Origin of the sequence: Paenibacillus andongensis (assembly GCF_025369935.1) — a bacterium.
GTDB classification, from domain to species: domain Bacteria; phylum Bacillota; class Bacilli; order Paenibacillales; family NBRC-103111; genus Paenibacillus_E; species Paenibacillus_E andongensis.
The window spans coordinates 1,881,279-1,896,850 of the sequence record NZ_CP104467.1 but is presented as its reverse complement, the minus strand read 5'-3'; the positions used below and the strand labels follow the sequence as shown (position 1 = coordinate 1,896,850).

General features: G+C 45.4%; 13 protein-coding genes. All 13 read right to left on the bottom strand.

Annotation, left to right across the window (positions count from 1 at the left end; all coding sequences use genetic code 11):
* Position 1 precedes the first annotated feature (1 nt).
* The 13 genes from hemE to lonB all read right to left on the bottom strand — a co-directional run bounded on the left by hemE (position 2) and on the right by lonB (position 15,444).
* Positions 2 to 1,066 carry a uroporphyrinogen decarboxylase gene (gene hemE / locus NYR53_RS08760; RefSeq protein ID WP_261304815.1) on the bottom strand — a complete coding sequence of 355 codons (1,065 nt, stop codon included), beginning with the start codon at positions 1,064 to 1,066 and terminating at the stop codon, positions 2 to 4.
* Positions 1,067 to 1,301: 235 nt separating this feature from the next.
* The gene (gene hemB / locus NYR53_RS08755) at positions 1,302 to 2,294 is read right to left on the bottom strand and encodes a porphobilinogen synthase (RefSeq protein ID WP_261304814.1); all 993 of its coding nucleotides are present in this window, start codon (positions 2,292 to 2,294) and stop codon (positions 1,302 to 1,304) included.
* Positions 2,295 to 2,361: 67 nt separating this feature from the next.
* Positions 2,362 to 3,894: a uroporphyrinogen-III C-methyltransferase gene (gene cobA / locus NYR53_RS08750; protein WP_261304813.1), complete on the bottom strand. Its 1,533-nt coding sequence runs from the start codon at positions 3,892 to 3,894 to the stop codon at positions 2,362 to 2,364.
* A gap of 5 nt (positions 3,895 to 3,899) precedes the next feature.
* Positions 3,900 to 4,847, bottom strand: coding sequence for a hydroxymethylbilane synthase (hemC, locus tag NYR53_RS08745; RefSeq protein ID WP_261304812.1), 948 nt, complete (start codon positions 4,845 to 4,847; stop codon positions 3,900 to 3,902).
* Between the two features lie 2 nt (positions 4,848 to 4,849).
* Complete coding sequence (locus NYR53_RS08740; protein WP_261304811.1) at positions 4,850 to 5,602, bottom strand: precorrin-2 dehydrogenase/sirohydrochlorin ferrochelatase family protein; 753 nt, start codon at positions 5,600 to 5,602, stop codon at positions 4,850 to 4,852.
* Positions 5,603 to 5,607: 5 nt separating this feature from the next.
* A complete protein-coding gene (locus NYR53_RS08735) occupies positions 5,608 to 6,438 on the bottom strand; it encodes a cytochrome C assembly family protein (protein WP_261304810.1) in 831 nt (276 codons plus the stop codon).
* 33 nt (positions 6,439 to 6,471) lie between these two features.
* The gene (gene hemA, locus NYR53_RS08730; protein WP_261304809.1) at positions 6,472 to 7,875 is read right to left on the bottom strand and encodes a glutamyl-tRNA reductase; all 1,404 of its coding nucleotides are present in this window, start codon (positions 7,873 to 7,875) and stop codon (positions 6,472 to 6,474) included.
* Positions 7,876 to 8,344: 469 nt separating this feature from the next.
* A complete protein-coding gene (locus NYR53_RS08725) occupies positions 8,345 to 8,881 on the bottom strand; it encodes an S-adenosylmethionine decarboxylase (RefSeq protein ID WP_261304808.1) in 537 nt (178 codons plus the stop codon).
* Positions 8,882 to 9,007: 126 nt separating this feature from the next.
* On the bottom strand, positions 9,008 to 9,415 hold the full coding sequence (gene speD / locus NYR53_RS08720) for an adenosylmethionine decarboxylase (RefSeq protein ID WP_028556978.1): 408 nt from the start codon (positions 9,413 to 9,415) through the stop codon (positions 9,008 to 9,010).
* 251 nt (positions 9,416 to 9,666) lie between these two features.
* Positions 9,667 to 10,254 carry a non-ribosomal peptide synthetase module gene (locus tag NYR53_RS08715; RefSeq protein WP_261304807.1) on the bottom strand — a complete coding sequence of 196 codons (588 nt, stop codon included), beginning with the start codon at positions 10,252 to 10,254 and terminating at the stop codon, positions 9,667 to 9,669.
* Positions 10,255 to 10,498: 244 nt separating this feature from the next.
* A complete protein-coding gene (yihA, locus tag NYR53_RS08710; protein ID WP_261304806.1) occupies positions 10,499 to 11,158 on the bottom strand; it encodes a ribosome biogenesis GTP-binding protein YihA/YsxC in 660 nt (219 codons plus the stop codon).
* Between the two features lie 23 nt (positions 11,159 to 11,181).
* A complete protein-coding gene (gene lon, locus NYR53_RS08705; protein ID WP_261304805.1) occupies positions 11,182 to 13,527 on the bottom strand; it encodes an endopeptidase La in 2,346 nt (781 codons plus the stop codon).
* Positions 13,528 to 13,725: 198 nt separating this feature from the next.
* The gene (lonB, locus tag NYR53_RS08700; RefSeq protein WP_261304804.1) at positions 13,726 to 15,444 is read right to left on the bottom strand and encodes an ATP-dependent protease LonB; all 1,719 of its coding nucleotides are present in this window, start codon (positions 15,442 to 15,444) and stop codon (positions 13,726 to 13,728) included.
* Positions 15,445 to 15,572: the final 128 nt, after the last annotated feature.

Below are 15,572 nucleotides of genomic sequence, written 5' to 3'. Positions count from 1 at the left end.
GCTAAACACCACTCTTTTCTGCTTGCTTCGTTAATACGGAATGTGAGTAAGTATGAATGAATGTAGTCAAATCCTTTAACTTCTCAAGCGATGCTTCCGGGAATAATCCATGGCCAAGGTTAAAGATATAACCCGGTTGCTGAATCCCCTCATCGATAATCGCTTTCGCCTGCTGCTCAATAACGCTCATAGGAGCTGTTAAAATATAGGGATCCAAATTTCCTTGTACGGCAAAGCGTTCGCCAACTCGTCCGCGGCCTACAGAAATTGGAATCCGCCAATCTAGACCAATGACATCCGCTTGGATGTCTTTGAGATATGGAAGCAGCTCCCCTGAACTCACGCCTGGGAAATAAATCTTTGGCTCCTTCAAGTCCGCAAGTTCTTTGAAAATACGCGTCATTGTCGGTAGCACATACATTTGGAAATCCGCAGGAGAAAGCGCGCCAACCCAGCTATCAAAAACTTGAACAGCTTTGGCACCCGCTGCGATATGCGCTCGCAAGTAGGTAATGACCATATCACCCAGTTTCTCCATTAAGGCAAACCAAACGGTTGGTTCGGAGTACATAAGCTGCTTCGTACGGATATAGCTTTTGGATGGTCTACCTTCAATTAAGTAGCTTGCAATCGTAAATGGCGCACCCGCAAATGAGATGAGGGGAACCTCAAGCTCCTTATCTAAAATACGGATCGTTTGAATAATATGCGATAAATCTTTGTCCACATCGATTGGACGCAGGCGCTCAACATCTTGTGCTGTCCGAACCGGCGTATGAATGACAGGACCCACATCTTTGACAATATCAAAATCAACCCCAAGAGAAGCAACGGGATTCATAATGTCCGAATATAAAATGGCCGCATCAACACCCAACTTTTTAATGGGCATCATCGTAACTTCTGCAGCTAGCTCTGGTTGCTGACAAATTTCGAGCAGTGAGTACTTTTCTTTGATTTTGCGATAATCCGGATCGTAACGTCCAGCTTGGCGCATATACCAAACAGGCAGCGTATCCACCTGTTCTTTCCGGCATGCTTTAATAAAATTATCGTTGTAGGTCATGAGGCACCTTCCATATATAGGGATCTTTGGCCCTAAGCCAAAGTCTATCCGATTGGTTTCCATCTATTCTCATTCATTATGCCCTAATTATACCCCTGTCACAACTGAGGTAAGCTTAGGTTTTGCGACAAAAGTATGACAAAAGAACCATCCGCACTATAGACTACATGCTGATCGTTTCCACCGGAAACTGCTCGCCCTGCATCTTAGGTGAATGGCTCTAAATAGATATTAGCTATTTCTTCAAATATCGAGCAATGTCTTTAGCAAAATAAGTCAAGATAATATCAGCACCGGCACGTTTGAAGCTCGTCATTGTTTCCATTACGATAGCCTCTTCATTCACCCAGCCCTGCATGGCCGCAGCCTTAATCATTGAATACTCCGCACTCACATTATAGGCCACTACCGGCAAATCGAAGTTGTCCTTCAGCATCCGAATGATGTCCATATAAGCAAGAGCCGGTTTCACCATGAGGAAATCAGCGCCTTCAGCAACGTCACTTTCCGCTTCGCGCAAAGCTTCGCGCCCGTTGGCTGGATCCATTTGATACGTCTTGCGGTCACCGAATTGCGGTGTAGAATCTACAGCATCACGGAATGGACCGTAGTAAGCAGATGCATATTTAACGGAATAGGCCATAATCGGTGTATTCTCATAGCCAGCTTCATCTAAACCTGAACGAATCGCATGTACATAACCGTCCATCATGTTGGAAGGTGCGATAATGTCAGCACCCGCTTTGGCTTGCGATACAGCCGTACGAACCAATAGCTCCAAGGAAGCATCATTCGCCACATCCGCCTGTCCTGTAACCGGATGATGATGGATGACACCACAGTGGCCTGTATCCGTAAACTGACATAGACACGTATCGGCGATAATGAGCAAATTCGGATTCAATTCTTTAATCAACCGAGTTGCTTGCTGTACAATGCCATCATCCATAAAAGCGGATGTTCCTTTCGCATCTTTATGATCCGGAACACCAAATAAAAGAATAGCTTGAATGCCAAGCTTTGTAATTTCTTCGATCTCTTCTTGCACTCTGTCTAAAGAAAAATGATAAACGCCTGGCATTGAAGCAATTTCGGACTTGATGTTCGAACCATGTGTGACAAAAATCGGTTGTACAACATCGTGAACAGTCACTTGATTTTCACGTACCAGATTACGAATAGCTGCACTGCCGCGTAAGCGGCGATTACGAACGATAGGAAAACTCATGAAGAATTCCGCCTCCTTATTGGCGATCAGATGCAGCTCCTAAAGAAGCTGCAGCTGAGGCTTTTTATTATTTATGTTGAGAAATGCTTTGTACTAACGATGCAACGGTAGCCTCTTCTGCCATATAAGTAACAGGCAGTCCACATTGACTTGCGGTCTCTGCAGTCTTGGGTCCAATACAGGCAATTTCAACCCCTTGCAGCAAGGATAGCGGATCTTCCACACCCAGCTGACGCAAGGCTTCAAGTAAATTTGTAACCGTGGATGAACTTGTAAAAGTTATGATATGAATGCTTTGATTTTGCAGAAGATGAATAATTTCATCCCCATCATCTGTCGTGAGTACATTTTCGTAGACATCGACTTCGGTTACTTCAAGACCGAGTTCTTTGAGCTTAGCAGGCAAATAATCACGTGCCAGATCAGCCGTAGGCAACAGCACCTTCTGACCGGCTTTCAAATCTGCTTGAATGGCTTCCAGGATACCCTCGCCTTGATATTTGGCCGGGAGTACATCCGCAATAATGCCACGCTCAGCTAGCGCTTCGGCTGTCTTAGGCCCTACGGCAGCAATGCGAGCATTCCCCATTTTACGAACATCGATCCCTTTTTCACGCAGCCTGCGGAAAAAATACTCAACACCGTTGACGCTTGTCAGCAACACCCAGTCAAATTCTTGAAGCTTGTCTAGCGCCAGATCCAACTCTTGAATGGCCTCAGGGCGACTTGGCGGTTGTAATCGAATAACTGGGAATTCAACCGCTTCCCCGCCCATGTCATCGATTAAATCCACAAGCTCGCTTGCTTGACTTCTAGCTCTTGTGACCAGCACTCGACGCCCAAAGAGCGGCTTTTTCTCAATCCAGGCCAGCTTCTCACGCAGCTTAACAACTTCACCAACAATAATCACGGCTGGCGATTTGAAATTAGCTTCTCTGACCTTTTCAGTAATGTCTGACAGCGTTCCTGTAATCGTAGCCTGATCCGCCCATGTCCCCCATCTGACAAGAGCAACAGGCATTTCTGGCGGTTTGCCGCAGCGAATCAATTCGCGGCAAATTTGTTCAAGATTCGCTACACCCATCAAGAAGACCATGGTGCCAATCGCCTTAGCCAGATGCTCCCAGTCCAAACTGGAGTAGGTTTTATTCGGATATTCATGGCCGGTAATAATGGCAAAAGACGAAGTGAAATCGCGATGAGTGACTGGAATACCCGCATAGGCTGGAACCGCAATCGAGGATGTGATACCCGGAATAATATCGAAGATCACATCGTTATCTGCAAGCAGCTCCGCTTCCTCGCCAACTCGACCGAAGACGCTGGGATCGCCGCCTTTGAGACGAGTCACGACTTTCCCTTGAAGGGCCAAATCCACGAGCAATTGATTAATTTCTTCTTGCTTTAGTATATGTTTGTCCGGAAGTTTACCGACAAAGATCAGCTCTGCTTCCGGTCTGCGATGCTTGAGTAGACGAGGGTTGGCCAGCCGGTCATAAACGATGACATCGGCTTTCTGAATAGCTTCCATACCGCGAACCGAGATGAGTTTAGGATCTCCGGGACCCGCACCAACGAGATAGACTCTTCCTTTGTTCACGATGCTCACTTCCTTACCTCAGCCAGGATACGTTCTGCGCCTTGTGCGATTAGCTTATCGGCGACAAGCAAACCAAGCGCTTCCGGATCGCGCCCGGAAGCCGTTTCCTTGAGCATGGTGACGCCGTCCGGCGTACCCACCATGCCCGTTAAAGTGAGCAGCGGCGACTCTGATACGCTGCTGTCTTCGCTTATGCTCGCGTAAGCGCCGAGCGGCACTTGGCAGCCTCCATTGAGTCTGCCGAGGAAAGCCCGCTCCGCTCGCACCGCGAGCGCAGTTGGCTCATGCTGGAACCTGCTCAGCAGGTCCAGCATGAAGGCGTCGCCGCCCCGGCACTCGATGCACAGCGCCCCCTGCCCTACGGCAGGGAGGCAGATCTCGGGCGGCAAGTACGCACTGATGCGATCCTGCCAGCCGATCCGGTGCAAACCGGCCGCGGCAAGCAGAATCGCATCGAAGTTCTCATCATCGAGCTTGCGCAGCCTCGAATCGATGTTGCCGCGGACCGACTCGATGCGGAGGTCCGGGCGAAGATGCTGCAGCTGGCTGGCGCGCCGCAGCGAGCTGGTTCCGACGAGCGCGCCTTGCGGCAGCTCGTCCAGGGAGCGGTGCCCGCGTGTGATCAGCGCATCGCGCGGATCCTCACGCTTCGGCACCGCTCCAACGACTAGCCCTTCGGGTAGCTCGAAGGGCATATCTTTCATGCTGTGGACGGCCATGTCGATGTCGCCGTCCACGAGTGCCTGTTCGATTTCCTTGACGAACAGCCCCTTACCGCCCACCTTGGATAAGGTGACGTCCAAAATGCGATCGCCCTTCGTGACTATTTTCTTTATTTCAAATTGACAAGCGATCCCATGGTCAGCTGCAAGCTGTTTTAAGAGTTCCACAACTTGCCCTGTCTGAGTTAGTGCCAACGCACTTTGCCTAGTTCCTACAATGATTGTTCTCATCTCTACCCGCCTCCTTGTACTTGCTGCCCGATATCCTTGATAGCTGTTAACCAAGCAGATAGATCTGTACCTTTATCCCCAACTTGACTCTGCATCCAAGGTTCTTTTTCTATGGTTATGTAGAGCTTTTCTTTCCAACTCTCGAACGTTCCGCTCCGTATTTTGGCGAGCACGTCCCATTCTAGCATTTCTTTAAACACACGTTGTCTAGCCTGTTTATCGGCCACCTTACTCTGAATCAATAACCGCAAATCACTGAGGAAATCGAGGTATGTTTCATACTCCTCACCATAAGCGGTGTCTAGTTCTTGAGCGATCTTACGAGCAGCTGACGGACTTGCGCCACCTGTTGAAACGGCAATAACTAACTTCCCTCTACGAACAACAGAAGGTACGATGAAGGAGCTCAATTGAGGTTGATCAACAACGTTGATCAGCTGTCCCTGCCTTGATGCAATCTCATACACCCCGGCATTAACTTTCGCATCGTTCGTTGCAGCTACAACCAAAGTGTAAGGCGCACAATCTGAACTTTCATCGATCATTATCGAAGGCTGAAACGTTTGCCTATACAGTACCACTTCCGACTGGTTCTCCATCTTCATAAGTCCCTCAGTGAATTCTGTGCTTACGATTGTTACATGAGCACCTGCTTGCAGAAGCGATTTCACCTTTCGTTCAGCCACTGAACCGCCGCCTACAACTAAACATCGGCGTCCAGACAGATTCATCATAATCGGATAAGGATGATTCATCGTCGTTAGCTCCATATCCAGCCATGAAAACCTGAAACCAGATTAGAAACCACGAAATTGAGAACTACAATCAAGAATGCTGCAAGGTTCCAAGCTGCTAGCTTATTACCCGAAATACGCATAGAATGCTGCTGAAATAAATAAAAAGCGTACGCTGCTAATACAAAAAATGAATTAATTACCTTAGGATCATAAAGTAAATTACGATTTCCTTCCAGTACAACCCAAACCACACCCAGGCTTAAAGCCATAAGAAGCAAAGGAGCTCCGATAATCACGGAGAGATAGGTGTAATGCTCAATTTTCTCAAGGGAAGGTAGTCTCATCACCGTTTGAGAAAATTTCTTCGCTTTCAGCATTTTGTGTAAGAACACATACATGCCTGAGAAAATAGCTGCAATCGAGAATGCCACGTAGCTGCCAATCGCTAGGGTAATATGGATAAATAATAGCTCATCATTAATGTTCCAATCGGGCTTAATTGGCGTTACGTTCGGATTACTGAAAACATTCAAAGCCAAAATAGCAAAACCGAGTACATTCACAAAAAATACAAACAATTCAATGCGGAAAAATCGGTTAATCAACAGTGAAATCGTGACAATCAACCACGAAAACATAAATAGTACATCCGACCGGGCAAATGCCCATTCTGTCAAATGACCAAACAAGTTAATTCCTAGGTAAGCGGTTTGCAGAACCCATACAAACAAAAGCAGCCCCGTCCCCATCCGTTTCGCACTTCGGTTCGCATTAGCGAAATCCGAAAAGTAAAACAATAGGCTCAGGGCATACATATAAATCATCGCATCAAACAACCAGCTACGTGTTACCATGGCACCTCTCCTAGGCGATTAGCGCCCTTTTCTTCAAGATTGGGCTAGAACATCAGCGTTCTGTAAACTAAGCACGGACAACTTCTCATCCAGCAACTGCTTAGCTTCAACTGCTTTATGCCCGGCTTCTAGTTCTTGTGCTAACTGATCGGCTTGTTCTTGTTGTTCAAGGGTCTCTTCTAGGGCAAACAGTTTCGTGAATAGCTCGAGCGCTTCATCACCATGCCGCTCTCCCGCCATTTCCTTAATGCGAAGGATCGGGTCTCGCAGCACTTGATTCACAATGCTTTTCGTTAATTTACGAATAACTTTAATTTCACGTTCATCTAGGTCCGGCAGCTTCTTTAGCATATTATCCATCGTCTCTTCGTGAATCTGACTCGCTTTTGTTTGAAGAGCGCTAATGACCGGACTTACACCTAGCGTCTTCGTCCATTGTTCGAAAACACCCATTTCAGTTTCAATCATCGTTTCAATCTTAGCTGCTTCTTTCTTTCTCTCCTGCAAATGCTTATCAACGATATTCTCCAGATCATCGATATCATAAAGAAAAACATTAGGTAAGCCGCTAATTTGCGGATCTAGATCCCGAGGGACCGCAATATCCATCATAAAAAGCGGACGTGATTTTCTTTTTTGAACATAGGACTGAATATCATTCTTCGTAAGAACATATCCCGGAGCGCCTGTCGAGCTAATAATAATGTCCACTTCCGCTAGATGCTCGGGCATGTTATCCATGGTACATGGAATACCGTTAAATTTCTGGGCCAATTCTACTGCACGTTCAAACGTACGGTTAACCACGATAACTTTGTTAGCGCCATTTGCGTAAAGGTGCTTCACAGTGAGTTCGCTCATCTTACCAGCACCAATAATCATAACCGTCTTGTTCATGTAGGTACCGAATATTCGTTTACCAAGTTCCACCGCGGCATAACTGATGGAAACTGGATTATTGCTAATGCCTGTTTCGGAGTGTGCTTTTTTGGCAAGTGTCACGGATTGCTTAAACAATGTATTGAAATAAGCTCCGGTTGCTTTCATATTTTGAGATGATAAAAAAGCATCACGCACTTGTCCTAGAATTTGGGTTTCCCCAATGACCATGGAATCTAACCCGCTTGTTACGCGGAATAAATGTTCAATCGCTTTTTCATTTTCATACATATATAAATGTTTTTGGAATTGATCCTTACCGACTTGGAACCAACGTTCAATGAAGTGTGTCAAATAATGACTGCACATCTGCGGTCGATCCACAACAGCGTAGATTTCCGTGCGATTGCAGGTGGCGACAATTACACACTCCAATATACTTTTCGTTTCTTTCAATTCTGCCAATGCCTTAGGTAAATCCTGATCGGAGAAAGCGAACTTCTCCCGAATTTCTACCGGGGCCGTACGATAATTCAAGCCTAGTGCGATAATATGCAAAGGTACCACCTGCCTTTCCGTCTAATTCTATGTCCCATTATAGCACAGCAAAACAAGCAATCCGACAAATTTTTTGTATAAATTATGAATGCTTTACTTCTCGTTAGTTTTAACAGCATTCGGTTCGTATATACCTAATATAGGGATCTTTGAGCGTTGCTCAAAGTCTCTCCGCTTTAGGATCTTTGAGCGTTGCTCAAAGTCTCTCCGCTTTAGGATCTTTGAGCGTTGCTCAAAGTCTCTCCGCTTTAGGATCTTTGAGCGTTGCTCAAAGTCTCTCCGCTTTAGGATCTTTGAGCGTTGCTCAAAGTCTCTCCGCTTTAGGATCTTTGAGCGTTGCTCAAAGTCTCTCCGCTTTGGGATCTTTGAGCGTTGCTCAAAGTCTCTCCACTTTGGGATCTTTGAGCGTAGCTCAAAGTCTCTCCGCTTTGGGATCTTTGAGCGTTGCTCAAAGTTTTCTATAAGTCCTTTATTGAAGTGCTTTTTTTCGAATAAAAGAGGTTAAATTTCGATCTAGTTCAGCCAGCTTCGTATTTTGGGACGAAACAATATCGCCATTCGAAGCCATAATTTTTTCATACAGATCGTACATACTCTTGTATTGAAGCCAAACTTCCTTCAAAACTTGGAGCTCATCAGGCTTTAATGTGCGCTCTCCCCCCACCTGCATACGCTTCAAGTATTGCGTTAGCTGGGTCATGCTGTCCAGTGTAGTCAGATATTCACTTCCTCCTGCAGCGAGCACCAGGCGTTCATGTGTATAACTTGCCGAGTAAAGGGCTTGCCCCACAGCATTCAACCCTTCGGTATCCTTGCTTTGAGCAGCTTCTTCCAGATAGCTCTTTAGAAGTTCCATCTGAAACAGAGATACTTGATACAGGAGATGGGTAGCATCATGCTCTTCTTTATGCGGGCCTAGTATTTGAATGAGCTGATAGATAGGCCAGATAATGAGGAAGACAACAACACTGTAAATCACTGCTTTTCTAACTATTTTTTGTTTCAATTCCGTTCCCCCAATTCATGTTTGCTTCATGTTCGGACATGTGTCGCAATAACATTGTATGGGTATCTGGACAAACAAATAACCACGGATTTCTCCGTGGTTATCGTTATTGTTATGCGCAGATTCTTATTTAACAAGCTCTGCTTGCTTTATTTCAGGAGTTTCAACTTGTAGTTCACCCATTCCGCGAACTAATTTCTTCGCATAGAATGTTTCTGGTTTCAATACGGATACCATAAAGTCAATTGCTAATTGAGGGTCCACTGTCTCACCGCATGTATAGCAGTCAAGCGCGGCAAAACCTCTCTCAGGATAAGTATGAATGGAGAGATGACTCTCGGACAACATAACAAGTACAGTTGCTCCTTGTGGTTCAAATTGCTTGGATTGTACAGATAGTACGGTTGCTCCGCATACCTCGGCAGCTTCTACCATCTGAGCCTGCAGCCAATCTGCATTGTTCAGAAGTTCGAAATCTACCCCCCAAGTATCTACAGCAACGTGTCTTCCGAAAGTTGAGTATTCTGTTTCCATCTTTCGGTTCCCCCTTCCTAGGAATAAAATGTCTGAAAAAAATTTCATCCGCTAGGACCTACGTCATTCACTTCCCGAGGGTATAATCTCTCGCAACATTCAATGTCCTGAGTGAATCCTGGTTCCTATATTGTTTCAACGAGAATAAAAATAACATCTATCGACGAGAAATGCAATAGTTTTTTTTACCAAGTGTCTTAAAACAAAAAAGACCCTAAAAAGGGTCTATTGTAATAGTGGTATATGTGTGGTTAAGCCTCCAATATAAACAAACGATGTGTTAGCTCATTGAGGCGAGTGTCGATCTGCTGATGTTCTTCCTGTCCCTGCAGCATATTGCGTAAATCAAGTAGATGGTTAATTTGATCGTAGATCATTTCAATCTCTTGCTCGACTTCTCTCTTTTGGAACATTTGCTGCATTTGACCAATGGTGTCTTTGTACTCATAAATAACGGTCAACAATTGCCCTTTGACTTCCTCGATCTTAACGACTGTTCCACGTTCATAATAGTAAACCATGGTGTAACTAGGGTAAATTCGGTTTACTGTTGCGCTTCCTTTAAACTCTGATACCGCTTTACGCATCAAATTAGCCAATAATGTGTTACTTAATCTGCAGGATCCTGTGCATTCATATAGGCCCGATTTCTTCTCAAATGAAAGGACGATTTCCTGACCTGCTCCATCTTGAAAAACAACCTCTTGGTTGCCATTTTCCAAGACTTTCACTTGCAACGTCACTTGATGATCCACAAACATTTGAAAAAACCTGAACATCTCGGCTTCTGTTAACTGGAGGCAGGTTTTGACATATTCAGTCGCTAACCTTTGTGCCATAAAAATCCCTCGATTCTTTGTTTTCAAGCCATTAACTATTACCTTGATTATTATTATACTACATGCGTCTCTAATATTCCTGCGTACAATTCATTATAATCAGCCAAATATTCTGAAAAAACCAAGGAATTACGGAATGCCAGCAAATTTTCCCCAGTAAACCTCGCTTTCCCGTATGCTTCTTCTTGATTTTCTCTGTCTTTTGACGTCCTCCTAATCCCTACACAAAAAACCGCCCTATGAATCAGGACGGTTCTTGTTCTTTATCTTGTTCTTGCTCGATCACAAGTTCGTTCGCTTCTTCAGGCTCTGCTTCTCCATAAGCAATGGCTTGCTCAAGAATCCCCCACAGCTCGTCTTTCCCGAGCCCAAGTTCCGAGGAGAACATCAACGGCTGGACACCCTTATCCATCCCAAGTGTTTCTCGCACAATCTTGATATGCTTAGGCCATCTGCTTTTCGGGATCTTATCAGCCTTGGTCGCAATAACAATGACTGGCACATCATTATGTCTTAGCCACTCGTACATAGCTTGATCATCTTTGGAAGGAGGATGCCGCAAATCAACTAATTGCATAACAAGACGAAGTGTTTCTCGATTCATCAAGTAACTCTCAATGAATTTTCCCCACTGCTCCCGTTTCGTTTTGGAAACTTTGGCGTAGCCATAACCTGGAAGATCTACGAAATATAAGTCCTGGTTGATTTTATAATAATTTAGCGTTTGGGTTTTGCCGGGCTGTGAGCTGGTTCTGGCCAAATTTTTGCGGGAGATCATACAGTTAATGAGTGACGATTTCCCGACATTAGAACGCCCTGCCAGAGCAATCTCTGGCAAGGCATCCTCTGGATACTGGCTAGGTCCAACCGCACTGATTATAAACTCAGCTTGATTGACTTTCATGGATGTTCAACTACTTTCTATCGTTATCCGACTTGCACGGGAGGCTTATTTTTGACAAGCGCATGTTCCAGCACTTGATCCATATGGCTGACTGGAATGAAGGTCATCTCGGCACGGACACTTTCTGGAATTTCGATGATGTCTTTCTCATTATCCTGAGGCAGCAGAATCGTACGGATACCAGCTCGATGTGCAGCTAGCGCCTTTTCTTTGAGTCCTCCGATTGGAAGTACTCGGCCGCGCAATGTAATCTCACCTGTCATAGCTACCATACGGGAAACTGGAATATTCGTCAACGCTGAGATCAATGCCGTCGCCATCGTTATTCCTGCGGATGGACCATCCTTTGGAATGGCGCCTTCAGGGATGTGAATGTGGATATCATTCTTCTCATGAAAGTCAGGTGCAATGCCGAATACATCAGCCCGCGTGCGTGTATAACTGAAAGCAGCTTGTGCGGATTCCTTCATCACATCACCGAGTTTACCCGTCAAAGTCAATTTGCCTGTTCCTGGCATAACGGTGACCTCAATAACTAGGGTATCCCCGCCAACTTCCGTCCAAGCAAGGCCTGTCACAGCACCTATTTGATCTTTCTCTTCTGCTACACTATACCGGAATTTGCTCGGTCCTAGATAGTCCTTCAAGTTTTCTTCCGTTACATGTACCGGTGTAGTTGGGTCGGATACGATCTTTTTGGCTGCTTTGCGATTCATGCCTGCGACCTGCTGCTCTAAATTACGGACGCCCGCTTCACGTGTATATTCACGAACGATTTTCATTAAGGCAGCTTCATCCACAACAAGTTGATCTTCTTCTAGACCATGGTCACGCTTTTGCTTAGGCAGCAAATATTTTTTCGCAATTTGCAGCTTCTCAATCTCTGTGTAGCCAGGAATGTAGAGAACTTCCATCCGATCTAACAGAGGGCGAGGAATATTGTGAACAGCATTCGCCGTTGTCACGAACATGACATTGGACAAGTCAAACGGAACTTCAATGAAATGATCACTAAAAGTGCTATTCTGCTCGGGATCAAGAACTTCAAGCAATGCCGAAGCCGGATCGCCGCGGAAATCCATTGCCATTTTATCAATTTCATCTAGCAAGAAAACAGGATTATTCGTTCCAGCGTTCTTCATCCCCTGGATAATCCGTCCCGGCATAGCCCCTACATACGTACGACGATGGCCGCGAATCTCAGCTTCATCTCTGACCCCGCCAAGCGAGATACGAATGAACTGTCTTCCCATGGATCTGGCAATCGAACGAGCAATGGAGGTTTTACCAACGCCCGGAGGACCAACTAAACAAAGGATAGGTCCTTTCAGCTTCTTAACAAGCTTCTGTACCGCTAGATACTCAAGTACGCGTTCCTTTGGCTTATCAAGCCCGAAGTGATCCTCGTTCAAGATCTCCTCGGCTTTATCCAAATCCAAGTCATCGTCCGTGTTTTTGGACCATGGCAGTCCTAGCAGCCAATCAATATAGTTGCGGATGACGCCTCCCTCGGCCGAAGTCGCCGGCATCTTCTCTAAACGGTCGATTTCCTTCTCAACCTTCTCGCGGACTTTCTCTGGCAATTCAGCTTCCGTCAACTGGTTGCGCAGGTCATCTACTTCACCAGCACGGCCTTCCTTATCGCCAAGTTCCTTCTGGATGGCTTTCATCTGCTCGCGAAGGTAGTATTCCTTCTGCGTTTTTTCCATTTGTTTCTTAACACGTTGACTAATTTTACGTTCGAGTTCAAGCACTTCTCGCTCATTATTTAAGATATTGAGCATTTTCTCGAGACGCTCACGTACATCTACGGTCTCCAGAATCTCTTGTTTATCCTTAATTTTGAGCGATAAATGGCTGCATATGACATCTGCTAAACGGCCTGGTTCATCAATGTCCGATACAGCAGCAAGCGTTTCTGGTGTAACCTTTTTAGATAAATTAATGTAATGCTCGAATTGGCTGAGTACACTTCGCATGAGCGCATCAATCTCAGGATCGGTGATCTCTTGCTCTGGTAATTCCTTAGCCGTGACTTCATAATATTCATCATTTACAAGGTATTCAACAATCTCAGCACGCAAAACGCCTTCTACCAAGACACGAATGGTTCCATTCGGCAGTTTCAGCATTTGCCGTACCTTAGCAATTGTCCCAATGCGATAAATATCCTCTTTGGCAGGTTCTTCTATGTTGATCTCTGATTGAGAGCAGAGGAGAATCATGCTGTCATCCACCATTGCCCGCTCGAGTGCTTTAACCGACTTTTCTCGCCCTACATCCAGATGTAGAACCATGCTCGGATAAACCAGCAGTCCCCTAAGAGGCAATAGCGGCAATCTGCGCACCTTGATTTTTCCGGGTCCCATCCTCTGCACCTCCATTTATAGGGATCTTTGAGCAGTGCTCAAAGTCTCTCAGTTTTGGATCTTTGAACGGAGTTCAAAGTCTCTCCGCTTCTTGGAACATATTTCTATATCCTCGATGCCCTTTACATTTTATCAAAACTGCAAACAAAACACCAACTAGCACCCTGACTCATCATGTAAGGTTTCTTTCAGGCAATTCTATGAGTCAATTGTATGTTGTGAATTTGCATGTAAAATGGGTAAAGACGAAGCTGGAATCGCCCTTTCTGTAGCAAAAGGCAAGTGAATCACATTATCGTGTAGCTCTAAGCCTAACGCAACTTCCAGCACTTCTTCGATTGAGTCAGCAGCAAGCACCTCTACACCCGGTAAATTGGCGAACATTTCTTGCCAGTTTTCTTTAGGGATAATGACTTTAGTAGCTCCCGCTTGGAATGCAGCTTCAACCTTCGCTACAACGCCGCCAACTGGCTTAACTTTACCATGGATACTCATTTCACCCGTCATTGCCAATTTATTATCCACAGGTATTTTATGTATCGCAGATGCAATAGCTGTCGCCATGGAAATACCTGCAGAAGGTCCATCGATAGGCACTCCGCCAGGGAAATTAATGTGCAGATCATAATCTGACGTATTAAATCCAAGTTTGCGAAGGACTGTCAGCACATTTTCCACAGATCCGCGCGCCATACTCTTTCTGCGAATGGTTCGAGAGCCTCCTCCCATTTCCTCTTCATCTACAACACCCGTAATATTAAATTTCCCAGTACCGGAAGCGGCAATTGGTATTGCAGTCACTTCGATCTCAAGTAGTGTACCCAAATTAGGACCATACACAGCTAAACCATTGACGAATCCAATTTGTGGTTGTGCTGGTATTTTCCGCTCTGGTCTAGGTGGGATTTGCGATGAATTGACAACCCACTCAATATCGGCTGCCGTGATCTCATCACGCTTATCCGTTAAGGCGATACCCGCGGCAAGCTGAATCACATTCACAGCCTCTCTGCCGTTGGTTGCATATTTCGTTACAACTTGAACAGCAGCTTCACATTTCTTGAAGCCAATCTTATCAAGGGCTTTCCGAGCAATTTCCCCAACCTCATCCGGTAAAAGAGGACGGAAATAAATTTCCAAACAGCGCGAACGGATAGCTGGAGGAATCTCGCTAGGTGTACGTGTTGTAGCCCCTACTAAACGGAAATCAGCGGGTAGACCATTTTGAAATATATCATGAATATAGCCTGGAATATTCGTATCCTCGGAGCTATAATACGCGCTTTCCAGAAATACTTTACGATCTTCCAGCACCTTTAATAATTTGTTCATCTGAGTGGGGTGTAATTCACCAATCTCATCGATAAATAAAATGCCGCCGTGCGCCTTTGTTACGGCACCTGGCTTAGGCTGTGGAATCCCCGCAACCCCCATTGCACCAGCACCTTGATAAATAGGGTCATGAACCGAACCAATCAACGGATCGGCAATTCCTCTTTCGTCAAAGCGTGCTGTCGTAGCATCGATCTCTGTAAATTTGGAGTCCGGACGGAAGGGTGATTCCTGATTTTTCTTAGCTTCTTCTAAAACAACACGAGCAGCAGCCGTTTTACCAACCCCAGGGGGGCCATAAATAATGACATGCTGAGGATTGGGTCCGCATAGCGCAGCTTTTAGGGCTTTCAGTCCTTCTACCTGGCCAACGATATCCTGCATAGAGGACGGTCTTGTTTTCTCTGAAAGCGGTTTTGTTAGTGAAATGGATCTCAGCTTTCTTAATTTCTCCAATTCTTTCCTGGACTCTCTATCGACAGCAGACCGGTTCGTCTGTTGATTACGCAGCAAATTCCAGAAATACAACCCAATCACAACGGCAAAGAAAACTTGAATTACCATAAGAATAATACTTAAACTCATTTGTCATAACCTCCTAAGAGTTTTGCTTTAACAAAACTTTCATCGTAAGCATTGGCTGAGTTTTCGCTAGAAAACTGTCTTCGTAAGCATAAGCTGAGCTTTGCTTTGGCACTCATACTTTTGTCATA

Bases quoted from the DNA above. Each gene is read 5' to 3' on its own strand.
- speD (WP_028556978.1), bottom strand. From the start codon at position 9,415: ATGGAAACAGAATACTCAACTTTCGGAAGACACGTTGCTGTAGATACT.
- NYR53_RS08715 (WP_261304807.1), bottom strand. From the start codon at position 10,254: ATGGCACAAAGGTTAGCGACTGAATATGTCAAAACCTGCCTCCAGTTA.
- NYR53_RS08735 (WP_261304810.1), bottom strand. From the start codon at position 6,438: ATGGTAACACGTAGCTGGTTGTTTGATGCGATGATTTATATGTATGCC.
- hemE (WP_261304815.1), bottom strand. From the start codon at position 1,066: ATGACCTACAACGATAATTTTATTAAAGCATGCCGGAAAGAACAGGTG.
- yihA (WP_261304806.1), bottom strand. From the start codon at position 11,158: ATGAAAGTCAATCAAGCTGAGTTTATAATCAGTGCGGTTGGACCTAGC.
- NYR53_RS08740 (WP_261304811.1), bottom strand. From the start codon at position 5,602: ATGAATCATCCTTATCCGATTATGATGAATCTGTCTGGACGCCGATGT.
- lon (WP_261304805.1), bottom strand. From the start codon at position 13,527: ATGGGACCCGGAAAAATCAAGGTGCGCAGATTGCCGCTATTGCCTCTT.
- hemC (WP_261304812.1), bottom strand. From the start codon at position 4,847: ATGAGAACAATCATTGTAGGAACTAGGCAAAGTGCGTTGGCACTAACT.
- lonB (WP_261304804.1), bottom strand. From the start codon at position 15,444: ATGAGTTTAAGTATTATTCTTATGGTAATTCAAGTTTTCTTTGCCGTT.
- hemB (WP_261304814.1), bottom strand. From the start codon at position 2,294: ATGAGTTTTCCTATCGTTCGTAATCGCCGCTTACGCGGCAGTGCAGCT.